Origin of the sequence: Nocardioides palaemonis (assembly GCF_018275325.1) — a bacterium.
Lineage (GTDB): Bacteria > Actinomycetota > Actinomycetes > Propionibacteriales > Nocardioidaceae > Nocardioides > Nocardioides palaemonis.
The window spans coordinates 1,084,669-1,102,217 of record NZ_JAGVQR010000004.1 but is presented as its reverse complement, the minus strand read 5'-3'; the positions used below and the strand labels follow the sequence as shown (position 1 = coordinate 1,102,217).

Genomic DNA, 17,549 nt, shown 5'->3' with positions numbered 1-17,549 from the left:
GCACCCCGACCCCCCCCCCGTCCGCCCCCATTCCACCCACGCACGCCCCGAGGAGGTGAGCCCCGATGACCGACGCACCCGACCTGCCGCCCGAGCAGGACGCCGTACGCCGGCTGCTGGCCGACGCCCGCCACGACGGCGCCACGCCTCCCGAGGTCGTCGCCCGCCTCGACGAGGCCCTCGCCGGACTGGTCGCCGAGCGCACCTCCGCGCCCGTCACGCCCGCCGACGACCGCTCACCGGCACGGGTCGTCGACCTCGGCGCACGCCGTCGGCGCCTCGCCGGAGCGGGGCTCCTGGCGGCTGCGGCCGTCGTGGTGGCCGGCGTCGCGGTCGGGCAGGTCCTCCCCACCGGCGGCGGCTCCGACGACTCCTCCGCCAGCGGCTCCGCCTCCTCCGGCGACGCCGGCGGCGGGAACACGTTCTCCCAGCAGGACTCCTCGGGCGCGGAGGCGGCACCGTCCGACGAGCCGGACTCCCTCACCTCGCCGGATCCCAAGCGGGAGGTCACCCCGGAGTCCGGGCTGCCGGCCGTCTCGACGACCGACGCGGCGCTCCGCCAGCAGCTGCTGACCCTGCGCGCAGGCGCGTCCCGTCGTCTCGTGGCCCTCGACGACCTCGCCGCGGCCAGCGCCTGCCGCGCCACCGACACCGGGCCCGGACGCCGGCTCCCGGTCGAGGTCGACGGCCAGGTCGGGCTCGTCGTCTACCGCGCCCCGACCGGCACCGACCAGGACGCGGTCATCTACGTGTGCGGCACCCCGGAGCCGGTGGGCACCGTCACGCTGCCCGCGCCGTCGCCCGCTCCCTGAGCCCGTCGACCCCGGCGCGGGAAGAACGCTGGCCTACGATCGGTTGAGCACGTCGTACGCCCACCACCGAGCACTACAGGAGCCACTGAGTCGTATGAGCACCTCCGAGACCCGCAACGTCATCATCATCGGCTCGGGGCCCTCCGGCTACACGGCTGCGGTCTACGCCGCGCGCGCCTCGCTCCAGCCGCTGGTCTTCGAGGGCTCCGTCACCGCCGGCGGCGCCCTGATGAACACCACCGAGGTGGAGAACTTCCCGGGCTTCCGCGACGGCATCATGGGCCCGGCCCTGATGGACGAGATGCGCGCGCAGGCCGAGCGATTCGGCGCGGAGCTGGTCGCCGACGACGTCGTCGAGGTCGACCTCACCGGTGACGTCAAGATCGTGAAGACCGCCACCGACACCTACACCGCGCGCTCGGTGGTCCTCGCCACCGGCTCGGGCTACCGCAAGCTCGGCCTGCCTCGCGAGGACGAGCTCTCCGGCCGCGGCGTCTCGTGGTGCGCCACCTGTGACGGCTTCTTCTTCCGCGAGCAGGCCATCGCGGTCATCGGCGGCGGTGACTCGGCGGTCGAGGAGGCCACCTTCCTCACCCGTTTCGCCTCCAAGGTCTACCTGGTCCACCGCCGCGACGAGCTCCGCGCGTCGAAGATCATGCAGGAGCGCGCGTTCGCCGACCCCAAGCTCGAGATGGTCTGGAACGCCGAGGTCGCCGAGATCAACGGCACCGACAAGCTCGAGTCGATCACCCTGCGCGACACCGTCACCGGCGAGGAGCGCGGCCTGGACGTCACCGGGCTGTTCATCGCCATCGGCCACGACCCGCGCTCGGAGCTGCTGACCGGCCAGGTCGACCTCGACGACGACGGCTACGTCCTGGTCGACCACCCGTCCACCCGGACCAACCTCGCCGGCGTCTTCGCCGCCGGTGACCTGGTCGACCACCACTACCGCCAGGCCATCACCGCCGCCGGCACCGGCTGCCAGGCCGCCCTCGACGCCGAGCGGTTCATCGCCGCGCTCGACCACGAGGCGTCCACCGCCGGCGACGCTGCCGCGACGGTCGAGGCTATCGAGGAGCAGGTCCAGACCGCAGGCGCCTGAGCGCCCGCCGCCTGCACCGTCTCGAGCCCCAGCACCCTCACGAGCCCCACGCCCTCGCGGCGTGGGGCTCGTGCGGTCTCGGGTTCACCGGGCGGGGGCACGACCGACCTCCCCCTCGGGGTAGTCCAGTGACGAACGGTCGTGCCGACGGCCCTTTCGCGACAGTTCGGCACTGGACTACCCCGCCCCGGGCGTCGGCGGGAACAGATGTCGCCGGGGTGGTGTTGACTGAGGTGTTGCCGCACCCGGGCAACCCGAGACTTCCGATGAAAGGGGCAAGTGCAGTGGCCGACATCGCCGCCGTGACCGACGCCGAGTTCGAGGCGCAGGTCCTCAAGTCCGACAAGCCCGTCCTGGTGGACTTCTGGGCGGAGTGGTGCGGCCCGTGCCGCCAGGTCGCCCCGATCCTCGACGAGCTCAACAAGGAGCACGGCGAGAAGCTGACGTTCCTCAAGATGAACGTCGACGAGAACCCCGTCACGCCGTCCTCCTACCGCGTGACCGGCATCCCGACCATCAACGTCTACCAGGGCGGCGAGGTCGTGAAGTCCATCGTGGGCGCCAAGCCGAAGGCTGCGCTGCTCAAGGAGCTCGAGGGCATCATTTGATCCCTCGCCGGTCCCTCGGGACCCGCTAGTCGCTCGAGGCGGCCCGCACCGATCCGATCGGGCGGGTCGCCTTCTGCGTGGGGCGCACGACGCCCCACACCTTCTCGAGCGCCGCCTCGACCTCGTCCTTCCAGCTGAGCGCGGTGCGCAGCTCCATCCGCATCCGCGGAGTCGTCGGGTGCACCCGCTGGGTCTTGAACCCGACGCTGCCCCAGAACTCCGCCGGCAGCACGCACCCGTCCGGGCGGCCACGGGTGTCGCCGTACGCCTCGATGGCGGTGTGGCCGCGCTGCACGAGGTCGGCGGCCATCGCCTGGACCAGCAGGCGGCCCAGCCCGCCGCGACGCCAGGCCGGGTCGACCCACGCCGTGGCGGCCAGCACCGCGTCCGGCGAGGTCGGCGCCGTCGGCAACGCGGCTGCTCCCGGCAGCCGGGACGCCGGGGCGTACAGGATCATGCCGACGGTCCGGCCGTCCATGCGCACCACCCGACCGCACGAGCCCCAGTCGCGCAGCACCTCGGAGAGCCACTGCTCCTTCTGGGCGGTGCGCTCCGCGGCGTCGAGCCGGCCCCGGTCGACCGGTCCGAGCTCCCAGAACAGGCAGGCGCGGACCGGATCGGCCAGCTCCGCGAGGTGGTCGACCGTCAGGCGCGCGGTCTTGCGGGACACACGTCGATGCTAGCGGGGCGCGGCGCCTGAGAGGATGAGGCGTGCGCCCGATCCGACAGAGCAAGAAGCTGCAGGGAGTCCGCTACGACGTGCGCGGGCCGATCCTTGTCGAGGCCCAGCGGCTCGAGGCCGAGGGCCACCGGATCCTCAAGCTCAACATCGGCAACACCGCCCCCTTCGGCTTCGAGGCGCCCGAGCAGATCCTCGCCGACATGATGCACCACCTGCCGCAGGCGCAGGGCTACGCCGACTCGCAGGGCATCTGGTCGGCGCGCACCGCGGTCATGCACTACTACCAGTCGCGGGGGCTGCGCGACGTGGGCGTCGAGGACGTGTTCATCGGCAACGGCGTCTCCGAGCTGATCTCGATGGTCCTCCAGGCGTTCGTCGACGACGGCAACGAGATCCTGGTGCCCTCACCGGACTACCCGCTCTGGACCGGGGCGGTGACGCTGGCCGGTGGCATCCCGGTGCACTACCGGTGCGACGAGGAGGACGACTGGAACCCCGACCTCGCCGACATCGAGTCGAAGATCACCGAGAACACCCACGCGCTGGTGATCATCAACCCGAACAACCCCACCGGCGCCGTCTACAGCGAGGAGACGGTCAAGGGCCTCGTCGACATCGCCCGGCGCCACGAGCTCGTCGTGATGGCGGACGAGATCTACGAGAAGATCCTCTTCGAGGACGCGGTCCACCACCACGCCGCGACCTACGCGGGCAACGACGTCCTCACGCTGACGTTCTCCGGCCTGTCCAAGGCCTACCGGGTCTGCGGCTACCGCGCGGGCTGGGTGATGGTCTCGGGGCCGAAGGAGCTCGCCACCGACTTCCTCGAGGGCCTGACCCTGATCGCCAACATGCGGATGTGCGCCAACGTCCCTGCCCAGCACGCGATCCAGACCGCCCTCGGCGGCTACCAGTCGGTCGAGGAGCTGATCGGCCCCGGCGGGCGGTTCTACGAGCAGTCGATGCTGGCCCACCGGCTCCTCAACGAGATCCCCGGCGTCTCCAACGTCAAGCCACGTGGAGCGCTCTACTGCTTCCCGCGGCTCGACCCCGAGGTCTACCCGATCGAGGACGACCAGGACTTCGTGATCGACCTGCTGCGGGCCAAGAAGATCCTCGTGACGCACGGGACCGGCTTCAACTGGCCGGCCCCGGACCACTTCCGGCTCGTCACGCTTCCGGAGGCGAGCGTCCTCGAGGAGGCGATCGGCCGGATCGCCGACTTCCTCGCGACGCGACGCTGATCACGAAGGGTCGCGGGCACGCTTGCGGGACCCTAGGCTCCTCGCCATGCGCGACGTGACGTACCCGCCCATCATCGTCACCGCCAAGGCGGCTTTCCGGGCGCTGGGCCAGACCTTCCAGATGACCGGCACCGAGCACGTCCCCCGCGAGGGCGGCGTGCTCCTGGCCTACAACCACATCGGCTACGTCGACTTCGTCTACGGCGGTTTCGCCGCGAACCCCTCGGGTCGCCTGGTGCGCTTCATGGCCAAGCGCGAGCTGTTCGACCACCGCTACGTCGGTCCGCTGATGCGCTCGCTCCACCACATCGAGGTCGACCGCGGCGAAGGCGTCGCGAGCTTCCACACCGCGGTGGACTACCTGCGCCAGGGAGAGGCGGTCGGCATCTTCCCCGAGGCCACGATCTCGCGGGCGATGGAGCTCAAGGAGTTCAAGACCGGCGCCGTACGCATCGCGGCGGAGGCGGGCGTCCCGCTGGTGCCGGTCATCCTCTGGGGCACCCAGCGGATGATGACCAAGGACCACTCGCGCGACTTCTCCCGCGGCAAGACGATCGCCATCCGGGTGGGCGAGGCGATGCACCCGACTGGCGCGGACCCGATGGCCGAGACCGCCGAGCTGCGGGACCGGATGGCCGCCATGCTGGCCGAGACCATCGCGGACTACCCCGCCGACGAGCAGCCCCCGGGGTCCTGGTGGGTGCCCGCGTCGATGGGCGGCTCGGCGCCCACGCTCGAGGAGGCTGCCCGCCTCGACGCCGAGGAGAAGCGGGAGCGGGCCCGCAGGCGCGCCGAGAAGCGCGCCAAGCGCCAGGGATAATAGTTCTGTCGTTACATCGATCTGTCGACGTATCTCTTTGTCGACAAACCTGCCTGAGGACGCTGCGGACCGGTGCCGGCCGTGATGAGTCCCGCCGGGTCCGCGGGTGTCGCCGACATCGGCGACGAGCTGCCACCACCCGTGGGCATCTGAGGACGGGGTGCAGCGTTCGGGCCTCCTGGGGCTGCAACACGTCCTCAGACGCCTTCACAGGTGTCGCTGACGGCCGAGCGGCACACGAGGGCGCACGTGTACACCGACCAGCTCGCGTGCCCGGCCGATCGGGTCCCAGGTGTCTGAGGACGCCACGGGACGATTCGGATCTCCGGGACTTCCACCACGTCCCCAGATGATCCCGCGACTCGGTGGTTGAGGTGCGAGCGGAGCGAGCATCGGAACCACCGAGCTCAGCGGGCCCCGGCCCCGCCGGCGGGGGCGGTCAGATGGGGCGGTCGCTCCGGTTCCGCGGGTCCATCACGTCGACGATGCGGCGCAGGTCGTCCATGCTGGCGAACTCGACGGTGATCTTGCCCTTGGCCTTGCCCAGGTCGACCTTGACGCGGGTCTCCAGGCGGTCGGACAGCCGCTCGGCGAGGTCCTCCAGCCCGGGGGCGACAGGACGCTTGCGCTGCACGCGCGGGGCCTCGTCCTCCACGCCCATGGACACGATCTCCTCGAGGCCGCGCACCGAGATGCCTTCGGCCGTCACCCGAGCAGCGAGCCGGTCCTGCAGGCCGTCGTCCTCCACGCTGAGCAGAGCACGGGCGTGCCCCGCGGAGAGCACGCCGGCGGCGACGCGCCGCTGGACCGCGGGCGAGAGGCGCAGCAGTCGCAAGGTGTTGGAGATCTGCGGCCGTGAGCGGCCGATCCGCTGGGCGAGCTCCTCGTGGGTGCAGCCGAAGTCCTCGAGGAGCTGGCCGTAGGCCGCCGCCTCCTCGAGGGGGTTCAGCTGGGAGCGGTGCAGGTTCTCCAGCAGCGCGTCGCGCAACATGTCGTCGTCGTCGGTCTCGCGGACGATCGCCGGGATGGTGTCCCGACCGGCCTCCTGCGAGGCGCGCCAGCGGCGCTCGCCCATGATCAGCTCGTAGCCGCCCTCGCCGGACGGGCGCACCACCACCGGCTGCAGCAGTCCGACCTCACGGATCGAGTGCACGAGCTCGGCCAGCGCCTCCTCCTCGAAGACCTGGCGGGGCTGCTTGGCGTTGGGCTTCACCTGGCTGATCGGCAGCTCCGCGAAGTACGCCCCGGCAACGGTCGCCGGTGCTCCCTCCACGGTCCCCGGTCGCTGGGTCGCGACAGCGGACTCCACAGCCGAGCTGGTCGCCGAGGTCGGCGCCTCAGCGGGCGTCGGTGCAGGACCTGTCGGGATGAGCGACCCGAGTCCTCGTCCCAGTCCTCGACGGGGCGGGGTGCTGCTCATGCGGTGACTCCTCTGCTCCTGCCGGCGATCTCCCGGGCCGCCTCCAGGTAGGAGAGCGCGCCTGCCGACGCAGGATCGTAGGTCATGACGGTCTGGCCGTAGGAGGGGGCCTCCGAGACCCGCACCGACCGCGGCACGGCCGTACGCAGCACCTGCTCGCCGAAGTGGGACCGCACCTCGTCGGCCACGCCCGCAGCCAGGCGGGTGCGGGCGTCGTACATGGTGAGCAGGATGGTCGACACCTCGAGCTGGGGGTTGAGGTGCTGGCGCACCATCTCGACCGTCTCCAGCAGCTGACCCAGTCCCTCGAGGGCGTAGTACTCGGCCTGGATCGGGATGAACATCTCCCGCCCGGCGACGAGGGCGTTCAGCGTGAGCAGCCCGAGGGACGGCGGGCAGTCCACGAAGACGTAGTCGAAGCGCTCCTCCCCTGCTTCGGCCGCACTCCCGACCAACGGGTGGGCGTTGATCGCCCGGGCGAGCCGCTGCTCGCGGGCCACGACGCTGACCAGCTCGATCTCCGCGCCGGCGAGATCGATCGTCGCGGGAACTACCCAGAGGCCGGGCAGGTCGGTCGACTCGGTCATCACGTCTGCGAGGGAATGACCGTCGACCAGCATGTCGTAGGTGGAGGGAACGCCACGATGGTGGTCGACGCTGAGGGCGGTCGACGCGTTGCCCTGGGGGTCCAGGTCGATGACGAGCACCTTCTGCCCGAGCTGGGCGAGACCGGCGGCGACGTTGACGGTCGAGGTGGTCTTGCCGACCCCGCCCTTCTGGTTCGCCACGACGAACACACGGGTCGCGCCGGGACGCGGCACACCCTGCCGTCGCAGGCCTCCGGTGCGTGCCAGGACCGAGTGCTGAGCTGCCTGGGCGAGGGGTGTGTTGTGGTGCTCGAAGTCGTCGTGGCCGCCGGCCAGGTCGGCGGCTGTCCTGACCTGCCAGGCCGGCTTGGTTTCACGTGAAACGGAGTCCACCGACGTTTCACGTGAAACGCTAGCCGAGCCCACTGCCTGTGGATGAACCCCCCCAACCTGTGGAGACTCCCGCTCAGCACCCGTGTTCCACCCGGTGGAAAACTCCGAGTCACGTTCCCGGGGGGCCGGGCGCGAGCCCTGCTCCGGACCGTCGCTCACGTCACTTCACCTTTCGCTGGGCGCTACGTCGGCGACGGCGCTGCGAACCCGCGCGCGTTCCGACTGCCAAGGGCCAACCTATCTGGGCCGGATCGGCCCACGGCACCCGCACCAGGGTCGTCTGTGGATCGACCATGCCGGCGCCCACCTCGCTCACCTCGGGCGTGCCGCACCGGTACCGCGCCAGCACCGGCGCCGCAGTCTCGATCTCCTCGGCGATGCTCCTGCCCTTCATCGCCACGAGTGCTCCATGCGGTGCCACCAGCGGCATGGACCACGTGAGCAGCCGCTCCAGCGGAGCCACCGCACGCGAGGTGACGACGTCGAAGGTCTCCACCCCGTGCAGCACCTCGGCACGTCCCCGCACCACACGTACGTGCGACAGCCCCAGCTCGTCGACGACCTCCTCGAGGAAGGTGGTCCGACGCAGCAGCGGCTCGACCAGGGTCACCGTCGTGTCGGGCCGGGCGATCGCGAGCACGAGACCGGGCAGTCCGGCGCCGGAGCCGATGTCGCACACGGAGGACCCGTCGGGAATCGCCTCGCCGACGACGGCCGAGTTCAGGACGTGGCGATCCCAGAGGCGCGGTGCCTCTCGTGGCCCGATCAGGCCGCGCACCACTCCCTCCGTCGCCAGGAGCTCGGTGTACCGGACCGCCAACGGCAGGCGCTCGGACGCGAACACCCTCCGCGCCGCCTCGGGCACGGAGGGTGTTTCACGTGAAACGTCGTTGCTCACGCCGGCAAGATCACCACGTGGCGCTTGGGCTCGGCGCCCTCGGACTCCGACGTCAGCCCCGCGGCGGCCACGGCATCGTGCACCACCTTGCGCTCGAACGCACTCATTGGCTCGAGCGACAGGGACTCGCCGGACTCCTTGACCTCCGCGATCGACTTCTCGGCCAACGCCACCAGGCGGGTCCGCTGCTCGGCTCGGTGACCGCCGACGTCCAGCATCAGTCGCGACCGTTCACCGGTCTCGCGGTAGACCGCCAGCCGGGTGAGCTCCTGGAGCGCCTCCAGCACCTCGCCGTCACGTCCCACGAGCTGGCTCAGGTCGGCGCCGCCGATCTGCACGCTTGCCCGGTCGCCCTCGACGTCCATGTCGATGTCACCGTCGAGGTCGGCGATGTCGAGGAGCTCCTCGAGGTAGTCGGCGGCGATGTCGCCCTCGTGCTCGAGGCGCTGCAGCTTGGACGGGCGCGCCGCCGCAGCGGCGTCCTGCTCGACCTCGGTCTCGGCCGCGGTGCCGCCCTCGGGGTCGGTGATCTGCTCGGTCACGTCAATCTCCTGGTGGTGTCGTGCAGGGACGGTGGACCGGGCGTGCCCGCCACCGTGGGGTCGTGGGGTCAGCGCTTCTTCTTCTTGTTGGTGCGCTGCGCCTTGGTCTGGCGCTGCGGCTGGACGCGCGTCTGCGCCTTCTCCTCGCGACGCGCCTCGGCCTCAGCAGCGAGCCGCTCCTCCTCGAGCTGGGCCGGCGTCTTGAGACCCTTGCGCTCGGCCTTCGCGCGGTCGCGCTGCTCCTTGGCCTCGGCGGCCGGCGTGCCGGGCGCCGGGTTGTTCCGGATGACGTAGAACTGCTGCGCCATGGTCCACAGGTTCGAGACCGTCCAGTACACGAGCACGCCGATCGGGAACGCGATGCCACCGACGGCGAAGACGACGGGCAGGACGTAGAGGAGCAGCTTCTGCTGCTGGGCGTACGGGCCGGACAGCGCGTCGGCGGGCATGTTCTTGCTCATCAGCTGACGCTGGGTGAGGAAGGTGGTCGCGGTCATCGCCAGCACGAGGACGGCGGCCAGCACCATGACCTCGGTGACGCCGCCGGTCTTGAGGAACGTGCCCGAGACCGGGATCACGTCGAACAGCTTCGAATCACCGAACTGCCGGGCGAGCGTCTCGTCGAGGAAGCCGTGGGCCTTGCCCTTCTTCGACGCCTGGTCGAGCATCCGGAACAGCGCGAGGAAGATCGGCATCTGCAGCAGGATCGGCAGGCAGGACGCGAACGGGTTCGTGCCCGAGTCCTTGTAGAGCTTCATCGTCTCCTGGGCGAGACGCTCGCGGTCGTGGCCGTACTTCTTCTGCAGCTCGCGCACCTTGGGCTGGATCAGCTGCATGTTCCGGCTCGACTTGATCTGCTTCACGAAGAGCGGGATCAGCGCGGCGCGGATGGTCAGCGTCAGCCCGATGATCGAGAGCACCCACGCCGCTCCACCCGCGGGGTCCATGAACGTCGAGAACAGCTTGTGGAAGCCCACCAGCACGAAGGACACCGCGTAGTAGAGCGGCACCATGATCGCGTGGCCGATGGATCCGAAGAAGTCGAGCACTCAAGCTCCTCGAGTTGCGGGTGGCTGGGGAGGGGTGTCCGCAGCCGGTGTGGCGCGGGAGGGGACGGGGTCGTAGCCGCCGGCCGCCCACGGGTGGCAGCGGGAGATCCGGCGAAGGCCGAGCCAGCTGCCGCGGACCGCCCCGTGCACGGTGACCGCCTCGAGGGCGTACGCCGAGCAGCTCGGGTGGTAGCGGCAGACCTGGCCGTAGAGCGGGCTGATCGCGAACCGCCAGGCCTTGATCAGGCCGATCAGGACGTGCTTCATGCTCGACTCACGCGCTCGAGGCTACGTCCGAGGTCCGCGCCGAGGTCCGCGTAGGACGCGGAGGCGGCGGCCGGGAGCGCCCTGACCACGAGTGCAGCACGACCCGGAAGCTCCTCCAGCGAGGGGAGGTGCTCCCGGGTCAGGTGACGAAGTCGTCTCTTCACACGGTTGCGGGTGGCGGCGTCGCCCACGGCCTTGCTCACCGTGAACCCCACCTCGACCGGACCGTCGACGCCCGTCGGGTCCACCCACAGGTGGACGACGAGGGTCGCAGAACCGGCGCGACGTCCACCGCGGACCGCACGACGGAAGCTGTCGCTGTCGGTCAGGCGGTGGGCCGGGGGGAGCACGGCGGGCTGCCGTGGGCCGGGGCCGTCAGACAGCCAGGCTCTTGCGGCCCTTGCGGCGACGGCTCGACAGGATCGCGCGACCGGCGCGGGTCCGCATCCGCAGGCGGAAGCCGTGCACCTTGTGACGGCGACGGTTGTTCGGCTGGTAGGTACGCTTGCTCACGGCTATTTCTCCGAAGGTTTCGAGGGATGTCCACTCCACAGCGAGAGATGCAGGCTGGAACGTGGTGACATGTTCGGCCGGCACCGCCCACCCACGTGGCCACCTGGTGGTGGATCGTGGACATGCGGCACCCGTCGACACGGAGCGACCGGCCAACGGTACGCGGTGGCCGAACAGAGGGTCAAACCCGCGCGGGTCCCCGCGCGAAGCCCCTGTGGATGACGCCTTGCCCGCCCCCTCGCCGGGTTGTTACGTTGCGTGCTTCCGCGGCCTGTGGATTGCGCGGACCTCCCCGGCTCGACGTACGCCCGTGCGTACCGCCGGCGGGACCCCGATCCGGGTCCTGACCTGCACGAACAACGGGGAGGTCGTCCTGTTCGCGGCTGTGGAGAACTTCTGCCCCACCCGGGGCAGCCGGAGTTCACAGCTTGTGGAAAACTCTGTGGACCCGCAGGTCAGGCCAAGCCCGGCAGGACCCGGACGACGGTGATGAACGAAGGCGGTCTGGTGGACGAGCAGCAGGTAGACCTCGGGACGGCTTGGCAGCAGATCGTGGAGGACCTCCAGCCCAACCAGCGTGCCTGGTTGCGCCCGAGCGTGCCGATGACGCTGCACGAGAACACCGCGATCATCGCGGTGCCCAACGACTTCACCCGCAACCAGCTCGAGGGCCGGCTGCGCAACCACATCGAGGACGCCCTCACCGAGGGCTTCGGCCGCGAGATCCGGATGCTCGTCACGGTCAACCCGGCGCTCGAGGACTCCCCCGCTCCTGTCGATGAGACGACAGATCGACATGTCTCTTTGTCGACAAACGATCGGGTCGACGCCCCGGTCGACCCCTCCGGCTTGGCCGAGTCCGCCGATCCGGGCGCCCACGCCACGTCCGCGGGCGAGCGGCGCCCGTCGGCGCTGGAGACCCGCCTCAACCCCAAGTACACCTTCGAGACCTTCGTCATCGGGTCGTCCAACCGGTTCCCGCACGCCGCCGCCGTCGCGGTCGCCGAGGCGCCCGGCAAGGCCTACAACCCGCTCCTCGTCTACGGCGAGTCCGGCCTGGGCAAGACCCACCTCCTGCACGCCATCGGCCACTACGTCCGCAGCCTCTACAGCAACGCGAAGGTGCGCTACGTCTCCAGCGAGGAGTTCACCAACGAGTTCATCAACGCGATCCGCGACGACCGCCAGGACCGGTTCAAGCGCCGCTACCGCGACGTGGACGTGCTGCTGATCGACGACATCCAGTTCCTGGAGGGCAAGACCCAGACCCAGGAGGAGTTCTTCCACACGTTCAACACCCTCCACAACGCCAACAAGCAGATCGTGCTGACCTCCGACCGCGCACCCAAGCGGCTCGAGGCGCTCGAGGACCGGCTGCGCAACCGGTTCGAGTGGGGACTCATCACCGACGTCCAGCCGCCGGACCTCGAGACCCGCATCGCGATCCTGCGCAAGAAGGCCGCGATGGACCGGCTCACCGCGCCGCCGGACGTGCTGGAGTTCATCGCCTCCAAGATCCAGACCAACATCCGCGAGCTCGAGGGTGCGCTGATCCGGGTCACGGCGTTCGCCAACCTCAACCGCCAGGAGGTCGACATGACCCTGGCCGAGATCGTCCTCAAGGACCTGATCCCCGAGGGCGGCGAGCCGGAGATCACCCACGCGCTGATCATCGCCCAGACCGCTGCGTACTTCGGCGTCTCCCTCGAGGACCTCACCGGCCCCTCGCGCGGTCGCCACCTGGTGATGGCCCGCCAGATCGGCATGTACCTGTGCCGCGAGCTCACGTCGATGTCGCTGCCGCAGATCGGCCGCGAGTTCGGCGGTCGCGACCACACCACGGTGATGTACGCCGACCGCAAGATCCGCCAGCTGCTCGCCGAGCGCCGCGCTGTCTTCAACCAGGTCAGCGAGCTCACCAACCGGGTCAAGATGCAGGCGCGCCAGGGCTGAGCCCGTCGGGCCTGCCCGCGAGCCCGTCGGACGTGTGGAGAACATGTGATTCGGTCCGGTCGTTCGTCCCCAGCCCCTGTGGAGACCTCGGGACGAACCACACGAGTCCCGTCGCCGTCCACACCGCCGGCTGTGCCGTCCGGCCTCGTGCACAGTTGCCGTCAACAGGGTCGCAGCGCGCTGACCAGCGCAAACCCCGGTCATCCACAGTTTCCACGGACCCTACGACGACTGTGAACCTCAAGACTGGTCCGATCTCCCACGAACACCGAACGACCCCTTCGCTGGGGAGAACCCTGCCGATGGGCTCGGTGCGCGTGGCAGGATGCACTTCCCACGCGCACGCGCGTCCACCGATCGCGCCTGCCCGTCGAACCTGTCGTGCACCCCACCTCTCCCCGAGGAGACCCTTGTGAAGTTCCGCGTCGAACGCGACGTCTTCGCCGACGCCGTCGCCTGGGCTGCCCGCAGCCTGCCGGTCCGCCCCAGCTCCCCGGTCCTCGCCGGGCTGCTGATCGAGGCCAGCGACGCGGGCCTGGTGCTCTCCACCTTCGACTACGAGACGTCCGCGCGCGCGACGCTCACCGCCGAGGTCAACGACGAGGGTCGCGCCCTGGTCAGCGGCCGGCTGCTCGCCGACATCTGCCGCAGCCTCCCGGCCAAGCCCGTGGAGCTCACCCTCGACGGCCCGCGCGTGTCCCTGACCTGCGGCTCCGCCCGCTTCAGCCTGCAGACCATGCCGGTCTCGGACTACCCCACCCTCCCGGAGATGCCGGCGGCCACCGGCACCGTCTCCAGCGCCGACTTCGCCCACGCGGTCTCCCAGGCCGTGACCGCGGCGGGTCGCGACGACATGCTCCCCGTCCTCACCGGCGTCCGGATCGAGATCGACGGCTCGACCATGGCGCTGCTGGCCACCGACCGGTTCCGGCTCTCCCACCGCGAGCTCACGTGGAACCCCCAGTCGCCCGACGAGTCGGTCGCGGCGCTCGTCCCGGCGAAGGTCCTCGGCGACACGGCCAAGTCGCTCACCTCCGGCGCCGAGGTCACCATCGCGCTCAGCGCCAGCGGCGCAGGCGAGGGCCTGATCGGCTTCGAGGGCACCGGGCTCGGCGGCGTACGTCGCACCACCACCCGCCTGCTCGACGGCGAGTTCCCCAAGGTCCGCTCGCTGTTCCCGGCCGAGCACCTCACCGTCGCCAAGGTCAACAAGGCCGAGCTGATCGAGACCGTCAAGCGCGTCGCGCTGGTCGCCGAGCGCAACACCGCCGTCCAGCTGAAGTTCGGCGACCACCAGATCGTCCTCGACGCCGGGTCGGGCGACGAGGCGATGGCGACCGAGGCCGTCGACGCGGACATCACCGGCGACGACCTGACCACGGGCTTCAACCCGCAGTTCCTGCTCGACGGCCTCAGCGCCATCGACGGTGAGTTCGTCGACCTGTCCTTCACCCAGGCGACCAAGCCGGTCGTCATCTCGGGCACGGACGCCGACGACGACACCAGCTCGTTCCGCTACCTGCTGATGCCGCGTCGCCTGCTGTCCTGAGCCACGCGCTCGCACCCCTCGGTGGTTGAGGTGCGAGCGTTCGCTTGCCTCGGTGGTTGAGGTGCGAGCGCAGCGAGCCTCGAAACCACGTCCGGGCGGGCATCGATGCGCCTGGGTGCTCAGGTATCGCTCGTCCATGGGTTTCGACGCGCCTGACGCGACCTCGTTCCTCGGTCGCGGGCTTGCTCAACCTCCTCCGCTGCGCCGTGCACTCGTTCCTCGCGCACGGCTACGCTGCGGACATGGACATCGGACTGATCGGTCTCGGCAAGATGGGCGGCAACATGCGCGAGCGCATGCGCCGCGCGGGCGTCACGGTCGTCGGCTACGACCGCAACGCGGACGTCAGTGACGTCGGCTCCCTCGCCGAGCTGGTCGAGGCGCTGCCCAGCCCGAAGGTCGTGTGGGTGATGGTCCCCGCCGGCGAGGCAACCCGCGCCACGGTCAAGGAGCTCGGCGAGCTCCTCGGCGAGGGCGACGTGGTGGTCGACGGCGGCAACTCGCGCTGGACCGACGACATCGCCAACGCCGAGCTCCTCGCCGCGAAGGGCATCGGCTACGTCGACTGCGGCGTCTCCGGCGGTGTCTGGGGCCTGGAGAACGGCTACGCCCTGATGTACGGCGGCGACGCCGACGACATCGCCAAGGTGCAGGAGGCGTTCGACGCGCTCAAGCCCGAGGGCGACTTCGGTGCCGTCCACGCCGGCAAGGTCGGCGCGGGGCACTTCTCCAAGATGGTCCACAACGGCATCGAGTACGCGATCATGCAGGCCTACGCCGAGGGCTGGGAGCTGCTCGACAAGGCGGAGCTCACCGACAACGTCACCGAGGTCTTCCGCTCCTGGCGCGAGGGCACGGTCATCCGCTCCTGGCTGCTCGACCTCATGGTCAATGCCCTCGACGAGGACCCCGGGCTCAGCAAGATCGCCGGCTACGCGGCGGACTCGGGCGAAGGACGGTGGACCGTCGAGGCGGGCATCGAGCACGGCGTCGCGACCCCCGCCATCACCGCCGCGCTCTACGCGCGGTTCGTCTCCCAGCAGGACGACTCGCCGACGATGAAGGCCGTCGCAGCGATGCGCAACCAGTTCGGTGGCCACGCGGTGCGGTCGTCGGCCCCGAAGGGCGGCGACGCCGAGGGCTCGGCCGGGGCCGAGCAGTCGGACACCTCGAAGCACGCCGGCGCGGGCGACGGCGCGGAGCCCGGCGAGAGCTAAGTGCACGTCGCCCACCTGTCCCTGCACGACTTCCGCTCGTACGCCGACCTCGACGTCGCGCTGGAGCCGGGGGCGACGGCGTTCATCGGACGCAACGGCCAGGGCAAGACCAACCTCGTCGAGGCGATCGACTACCTCTCGCGGCTGTCCTCGCACCGGGTCGCCACCGACACCCCGCTCGTGCGGGCCGGTGCCGACCAGGCCGTCGTGCGCGCGTCGGTGGTCAAGGACGGCCGCACCGCCCTGCTCGAGGTCGAGCTCAACCCGGGCCGGGCCAACCGGGCGCGGATCAACCGCTCCCCCCTCGCCCGGCCGCGCGAGCTGGTCGGACTGGTCCGCACCGTCGTCTTCGCCCCCGACGACCTGACCCTCGTCAAGGGCGACCCGTCGGACCGGCGCAAGTTCCTCGACGACCTGCTGGTGCTGCGCACGCCGCGCCTGGCCGGAGTCCGCAGCGACTACGACCGGGTGCTCAAGCAGCGCAACAGCCTGCTCAAGACGGCTGGCCTGGCCCGCGGCGGGTCGCGTGACGCCGCCCTGGCCACCCTCGAGATCTGGGACGAGAACCTCGCCCGGGTCGGGGCCGAGCTGCTCGGCGCCCGGCTGGCGCTGGTCGAGGCGCTCCGGCCCTACCTCGGCAAGGCCTACGAGGCCGTGGCCCGCGGCGCCAGCCGCGACGACGCCGACGTCGACTACCGGGCGAGCATCGACGTGTCCCCGGTGGTCGAGGAGGGTGCGCAGCACCCGTCACGAGACCTCCAGCAGGCGCTGCTCGACGCGATCGCGGCCCGGCGCAAGGACGAGCTCGACCGCGGCATCTCGCTCGTCGGTCCGCACCGCGACGAGCTGCTGCTGACCCTCGGCAACGGTGAGCTCCGCCTCCCGGTCAAGGGCTACGCCTCCCACGGCGAGTCCTGGTCGTTCGCCCTCGCGCTGCGCCTGGCGTCCTACGACCTGCTGCGCGCCGACGGCGACGACCCGATCCTCGTGCTCGACGACGTCTTCGCCGAGCTCGACTCCGAGCGCCGCAGCCAGCTGGCGCAGCTGGTGGCGGGCGCGGAGCAGGTGCTGGTCACCGCCGCGGTGGCCGCCGACGTCCCCGAGGCCCTGCACGGCACCCGCTTCCGGGTCGCCGACGGACAGGTGACCCGTGACGACTGAGCGGCCGGACGACGACGGGACCCTCGAGGCCTCGGACCCCACGGAGCCCCCGGTCCCCGAGCACCGGCCGGACGGGCTCGACCTCGCGCGCTCGGCGGCCCGGGCGGCCGCGGCCTCGCCCGGCACGCCCCCCGCGCGGCGACGCACCGGCCCCACCCGACGGCGTACGCCCGGCAAGGCCACCGGCGCCCGCCCCGACGACCGCGACCCCCAGCTGCTGGAGCAGGCGATGGGGCGTCTGATCGCCAACCACGGATGGGAGGTCGACCTGCGGGTGCAGGGGGTCTTCGGCCGGTGGGCCGAGCTGGTCGGCGAGGAGGTCGCCGCCCACTGCACCCCCGAGTCGTTCGACGAGGGCCGGCTCGTCGTGCGCACCGACTCCACGGCCTGGGCCACCCAGCTCAAGCTGCTCGCGCCGGCCGTCGTGCGCCGGCTCAACGAGGACCTCGGGCACGGCACCGTCACCCTCATCGAGGTGCTCGGTCCGCACCTCCCCACCTGGACCAAGGGCCGGCTCTCCAGCCGCGACGGACGCGGTCCGCGCGACACCTACGGCTGAGGTGGGCCTCCGCGGACGCGAGGCCAGATCTGCCGATCTGCGGGCCCCGCGGTGGTGGGGACCCCCATCGACCCCCCTGTTCGGCCGCGAGACACGGCCCTGTGGGCCGCCTACGGGCGAATTTCCACCTCGGTCGTCCCCAGCTGCGGGGTAGATGCTGGGATCTGAGG

General features: G+C 70.9%; 19 protein-coding genes. 10 read left to right on the top strand and 9 right to left on the bottom strand.

The annotated features are described in order from the left end of the window. Positions 1–65 precede the first annotated feature (65 nt). The 3 genes from KDN32_RS21050 (at position 66) to trxA (ending at position 2,525) form a co-directional block, all read left to right on the top strand. Positions 66–812 (top strand): hypothetical protein, encoded by a 747-nt coding sequence (locus KDN32_RS21050; RefSeq protein WP_211734532.1) that lies wholly within the window; start codon positions 66–68, stop codon positions 810–812. Positions 813–906: 94 nt separating this feature from the next. Continuing rightward, positions 907–1,917 (top strand): thioredoxin-disulfide reductase, encoded by a 1,011-nt coding sequence (gene trxB / locus KDN32_RS21045; RefSeq protein ID WP_211734530.1) that lies wholly within the window; start codon positions 907–909, stop codon positions 1,915–1,917. A gap of 284 nt (positions 1,918–2,201) precedes the next feature. After that, a complete protein-coding gene (gene trxA / locus KDN32_RS21040) occupies positions 2,202–2,525 on the top strand; it encodes a thioredoxin (RefSeq protein ID WP_211734528.1) in 324 nt (107 codons plus the stop codon). A 25-nt stretch (positions 2,526–2,550) separates the two neighbouring features. Here the strand turns inward: trxA and KDN32_RS21035 are convergent, their stop codons facing one another. Then, complete coding sequence (locus KDN32_RS21035; protein WP_211734526.1) at positions 2,551–3,195, bottom strand: GNAT family N-acetyltransferase; 645 nt, start codon at positions 3,193–3,195, stop codon at positions 2,551–2,553. Between the two features lie 41 nt (positions 3,196–3,236). On the opposite strand from KDN32_RS21035, the gene KDN32_RS21030 reads away from it, so the two are divergent. Continuing rightward, a complete protein-coding gene (locus tag KDN32_RS21030) occupies positions 3,237–4,451 on the top strand; it encodes a pyridoxal phosphate-dependent aminotransferase (protein ID WP_211734524.1) in 1,215 nt (404 codons plus the stop codon). Between the two features lie 46 nt (positions 4,452–4,497). Further along, positions 4,498–5,271, top strand: coding sequence for a lysophospholipid acyltransferase family protein (locus KDN32_RS21025; RefSeq protein ID WP_211734522.1), 774 nt, complete (start codon positions 4,498–4,500; stop codon positions 5,269–5,271). Between the two features lie 439 nt (positions 5,272–5,710). Here KDN32_RS21025 and KDN32_RS21020 read toward each other — a convergent pair whose 3' ends face one another. The 8 genes from KDN32_RS21020 to rpmH form a co-directional block, all read right to left on the bottom strand. Continuing rightward, the gene (locus KDN32_RS21020) at positions 5,711–6,691 is read right to left on the bottom strand and encodes a ParB/RepB/Spo0J family partition protein (RefSeq protein WP_211734520.1); all 981 of its coding nucleotides are present in this window, start codon (positions 6,689–6,691) and stop codon (positions 5,711–5,713) included. Then, complete coding sequence (locus KDN32_RS21015) at positions 6,688–7,512, bottom strand: ParA family protein (protein WP_372446603.1); 825 nt, start codon at positions 7,510–7,512, stop codon at positions 6,688–6,690. Before KDN32_RS21015 ends, KDN32_RS21020 begins: the two co-directional genes overlap by 4 nt. Positions 7,513–7,831: 319 nt before the next feature. Next, the gene (gene rsmG / locus KDN32_RS21010; protein ID WP_307854261.1) at positions 7,832–8,536 is read right to left on the bottom strand and encodes a 16S rRNA (guanine(527)-N(7))-methyltransferase RsmG; all 705 of its coding nucleotides are present in this window, start codon (positions 8,534–8,536) and stop codon (positions 7,832–7,834) included. A 29-nt stretch (positions 8,537–8,565) separates the two neighbouring features. Next, positions 8,566–9,117, bottom strand: a complete 552-nt coding sequence (locus tag KDN32_RS21005) for a Jag family protein (protein ID WP_211735091.1) — start codon at positions 9,115–9,117, stop codon at positions 8,566–8,568. Between the two features lie 62 nt (positions 9,118–9,179). Further along, a complete protein-coding gene (gene yidC, locus KDN32_RS21000) occupies positions 9,180–10,160 on the bottom strand; it encodes a membrane protein insertase YidC (RefSeq protein WP_211734515.1) in 981 nt (326 codons plus the stop codon). Continuing rightward, positions 10,161–10,427 (bottom strand): membrane protein insertion efficiency factor YidD, encoded by a 267-nt coding sequence (gene yidD / locus KDN32_RS20995; protein ID WP_211734513.1) that lies wholly within the window; start codon positions 10,425–10,427, stop codon positions 10,161–10,163. Continuing rightward, positions 10,424–10,777: a ribonuclease P protein component gene (rnpA, locus tag KDN32_RS20990; protein WP_211734511.1), complete on the bottom strand. Its 354-nt coding sequence runs from the start codon at positions 10,775–10,777 to the stop codon at positions 10,424–10,426. Before rnpA ends, yidD begins: the two co-directional genes overlap by 4 nt. A gap of 25 nt (positions 10,778–10,802) precedes the next feature. Further along, positions 10,803–10,940, bottom strand: coding sequence for a 50S ribosomal protein L34 (gene rpmH / locus KDN32_RS20985; RefSeq protein WP_011758123.1), 138 nt, complete (start codon positions 10,938–10,940; stop codon positions 10,803–10,805). Between the two features lie 489 nt (positions 10,941–11,429). Here rpmH and dnaA point away from each other — a divergent pair, with 489 nt between their 5' ends. From dnaA to KDN32_RS23455, 5 genes are all read left to right on the top strand, one after another. Then, positions 11,430–12,893 (top strand): chromosomal replication initiator protein DnaA, encoded by a 1,464-nt coding sequence (dnaA, locus tag KDN32_RS20980; RefSeq protein ID WP_211734509.1) that lies wholly within the window; start codon positions 11,430–11,432, stop codon positions 12,891–12,893. Between the two features lie 412 nt (positions 12,894–13,305). Then, entirely contained in the window at positions 13,306–14,442 is a 1,137-nt protein-coding gene (dnaN, locus tag KDN32_RS20975) for a DNA polymerase III subunit beta (protein ID WP_211734507.1), read from the top strand. Positions 14,443–14,684: 242 nt separating this feature from the next. After that, positions 14,685–15,659 carry a phosphogluconate dehydrogenase (NAD(+)-dependent, decarboxylating) gene (gnd, locus tag KDN32_RS20970; RefSeq protein ID WP_211734505.1) on the top strand — a complete coding sequence of 325 codons (975 nt, stop codon included), beginning with the start codon at positions 14,685–14,687 and terminating at the stop codon, positions 15,657–15,659. Continuing rightward, positions 15,660–16,820: a DNA replication/repair protein RecF gene (recF, locus tag KDN32_RS20965; protein WP_211734503.1), complete on the top strand. Its 1,161-nt coding sequence runs from the start codon at positions 15,660–15,662 to the stop codon at positions 16,818–16,820. Next, entirely contained in the window at positions 16,810–17,379 is a 570-nt protein-coding gene (locus KDN32_RS23455) for a DciA family protein (RefSeq protein WP_211734501.1), read from the top strand. Before recF ends, KDN32_RS23455 begins: the two co-directional genes overlap by 11 nt. The last annotated feature ends 170 nt before the right edge of the window (positions 17,380–17,549 follow it).